Origin of the sequence: Longimonas sp. (assembly GCF_046498435.1) — a bacterium.
Lineage (GTDB): Bacteria > Bacteroidota > Rhodothermia > Rhodothermales > Salinibacteraceae > Longimonas.
Window position 1 is genome coordinate 1 of record NZ_JAWOAR010000156.1, and the last position, 3,204, is coordinate 3,204.

3 protein-coding genes are annotated in these 3,204 nt (G+C 61.4%); 1 reads left to right on the forward strand and 2 read right to left on the reverse strand.

What is annotated here, in order from left to right:
- Together R6U20_RS05825 and R6U20_RS05830 are read right to left on the reverse strand one after the other, a co-directional pair.
- A partial coding sequence (locus R6U20_RS05825) for a sugar transferase (RefSeq protein ID WP_410336924.1) occupies nucleotides 1–354 on the reverse strand: 354 nt, incomplete at its 3' end.
- Nucleotides 351–1,520, reverse strand: coding sequence for a DegT/DnrJ/EryC1/StrS family aminotransferase (locus tag R6U20_RS05830; RefSeq protein ID WP_410336925.1), 1,170 nt, complete (start codon nucleotides 1,518–1,520; stop codon nucleotides 351–353). The genes R6U20_RS05830 and R6U20_RS05825, both read right to left, overlap by 4 nt.
- 536 nt (nucleotides 1,521–2,056) lie before the next feature.
- On the opposite strand from R6U20_RS05830, the gene R6U20_RS05835 reads away from it, so the two are divergent.
- A partial coding sequence (locus R6U20_RS05835; protein WP_410336926.1) for a UDP-glucose dehydrogenase family protein occupies nucleotides 2,057–3,204 on the forward strand: 1,148 nt, incomplete at its 3' end.

The following is a 3,204-nucleotide window of genomic DNA, read 5'->3' on the forward strand; positions in this document are numbered from 1 at the left end:
GCGGCGAACCTGGTCGAGCAGCGTGGGACGTGGGCCGATGAAGCTCATGTCGCCCCGCACAATATTCCACAGCTGCGGCAGTTCGTCCAGCGCCCAGCGCCGTAAAAAGCCACCGGTGCGGGTGCAGTGCGCGCTGGGTCGCTCCGGGTCTTTGGGACCGAGGCGGAGCGTGCGAAACTTGTAGATGCGGAAGGGCTTGCCGTGCTGTCCGGCACGCTGCTGCGTGAAGAGGACCGGACGGCCATCGAGCAGAGCAATAGTGCCTGCAACCAGTGCCAGCAGCGGGCTCAGGCCCAGCAGCGCCCCGGTAGCCAGGATGCGTTCAGCAATTGACTTACAGGTGGCGTAATTCATGAGGTAGAAAGCGGCATTCTGTTGGATTCAGGCGCGCATGTCGGCAGGTGGGTATGCAACGCATCCACCACACGACAGATTTGTGTCTCAGTGATCTCTGCAAAGAACGGAAGCGCCAGCGTTCGCGCCGCCACCGATTCGCAGTGCGGAAACGCGTCTTCTCGAAATCCGAAGCGCTCACGGTAGAACGGCTGCAGGTGGATGGCCGGGAAGTAGGGCGCGCAGCCAATGCCGTCGGCCCGGAGCGCATCGCAGAGCGCATCGCGGTGCGTGCGGATCCACGGCGGGCGGAGTTCGATGACATACACGAACCAGCTGCGCTCAGCGTCTGGCAGTGTCTGTGGGGGGCGCCGGAGCGTGTCGGTAAGAGGAGCCAGCGCATCGTGGTACCGGGTGGATGCGCGGGTGCGTGCCTTTAAGATGGCATCGAGGCGGTCGAGCTGGGCCGCGCCCAGGGCCGCGTTCAGTTCGCTGAGGCGATAGTTGTAGCCCAGGCGCACATGGCGCATCCGTCCACGCGTGGCGCGCCCCTGGTTACGAAGCGAGCGGCAGGTTTCCGCCAGCGCGGCGTTGTTGGTCGTGATGCAGCCGCCCTCGCCCGTTGTAATCTGTTTGTTCGGATAGAAGCCAAAGCCTGCCGCATCCCCCCAGCTGCCAACCGGTGTGCCACAGCGGGATGCGCCCAGCGCCTCGCAGGAGTCTGCAATGAGCGCGAGGTCGTGCGCATCAGCGATTTTGCGCAAGCGGGGCCACGGGGCCGGGCGGCCAAACACGTCCACCGCAAGGATCGCGCATGTGTCGGGTGTGATAGCAGCTTCCACGCGTGCCGGATCGATGTTATACGTGGCGGGATCGATGTCTACAAAGCGCGGCACGAGGTCTTCAAAGAGGAGCACGTTCGAGGACGCCACAAAACTGTACGGCGTGGTGATGACCGTGCCGCCCTCGGGCAGGTCGAGCGCCCGCACAATGCAGTGCAGCGCCGCCGTGCCACTGCTTACGCCCACGGCATGATCCACGCCGCAGTGCTCGGCCATCTGTTCTTCGAAGCGCTCCAGTGCCGGGCCCATCGACAGGCGCGTAGACTGCATGACGGAGGCCACGGCTTCGCGCTCGTGCGCGGTGAGGCTCGGTTGCGAGAGCGGAATGGGGGCAGGCGCGGACATGCCGGAGGCCGAAATCGGTACGAGGGGATGAACAATGTGCGGCATCCAATATACATGACGGGGCCGGACAAGTGCTACCGGAACGTGTGGCTACGCTGATGCGATGCGACTCCTGATGCGAAACGCGAAGCGAAAATTGCACAAATACGCATCTATGTCTCATCTATCGCGTGATGTTGCGCGTGTTCTACCATTGTGCCATTGCACTTGCCCGTTGTATCGTGCAGATTGGAGTCAGAATGCTACTGAAGATGTGGGACACATTATACGCCCGCAATATAGAACAAGAAATCGAATCTGCAAGCGTCTCTGCTGCATGTTGGCTTCGACTCTCTACCGCAGGTCCCCGTTCGCATCAGGGCGTGGCCGCGTTGCAGTGGCGATGCGCCAAACCGCTATAGCAGATAGCACCAATGCACCCAGACGCATAGCGCCAGTAGTCCATGCAAGGGCTGCGTGAATCGCGTACTGTGTGATCGCCTGGACGGTGCAGCATGCGTGCCATCCTTTTTCGAATTGATACCAACTGTTGAACTATGAACATTGCCATGATTGGCACCGGCTATGTAGGCCTGGTGTCGGGAACGTGTTTTGCCGAGATGGGCAACCGCGTTGTGTGCGTTGACATTGACGAGAACAAAGTCGACCAGCTCAAGAACGGGCAGCTTCCGATCTACGAGCCCGACCTGGAGCACTACTTTAACCGCAACACCTCGGAGGGCCGCCTCACCTTCACCACCGACCTGGCCGAAGGCGTGGCCCATGCCGAACTCATCTTCCTGGCGCTGCCCACGCCTCCCGGCGAAGACGGCTCGGCCGACCTCTCGTACGTGCTGCAAGCAGCTGGCGACATTGCCGATCTCATCAAGGCCGAAGACGATGACCGCTACCGCCTCATCATCAACAAGAGCACGGTGCCGGTCGGTACCGCCGACCGCGTGCAGAACGTGATGGAAGAGGCGGGTCTGCACGCCGGCGAGCAGTTCGATGTGGTATCGAACCCTGAGTTCTTGCGCGAGGGCGTGGCCGTTGACGACTTCCTGAAGCCCGACCGCGTGGTCATTGGTACCTCCAGCGACAAGGCCGCCGACATGATGACGCGCCTCTACGAGCCGTTTGTGCGGCAGGGCAACCCCATTGTGGTCGTCGACGAGCGCTCTGCGGAGATGATCAAGTACGCGGCCAACTCCATTCTGGCTACGCGCATCTCGTTCATGAATGAGATTGCGAACCTGTGTGAGAAGGTCGGGGCGAACGTTGATAAGGTGCGCCTTGGCATCAGCAAAGATCATCGCATTGGGCGCCACTTCCTGTATGCGGGCATCGGATTCGGCGGCAGTTGCTTTCCGAAGGATGTGCAGGCGCTGCATCGCACCGGGCGCCAGAACGATTACGACTTTAAGATTCTGGACTCGGTGCTTCAGGTGAACGACCAGCAGCGCGAACTGCTCGCGGAGCGCGTCATTGACTACTTCGATGGCGACGTAACGGGGAAGAAGGTGGCGATTTGGGGCCTTTCGTTCAAGCCCAACACCGACGACATTCGCGAGGCACCGTCGCACGTTATCATTCGCACACTGCTCGACGCCGGTGCCGAAATCGTAGGCTACGACCCCGAAGCCATCGACACCACGCGCCGCGTGTTCGGCGATGCGATCGACTACGCCGACGACATGTACAGCGC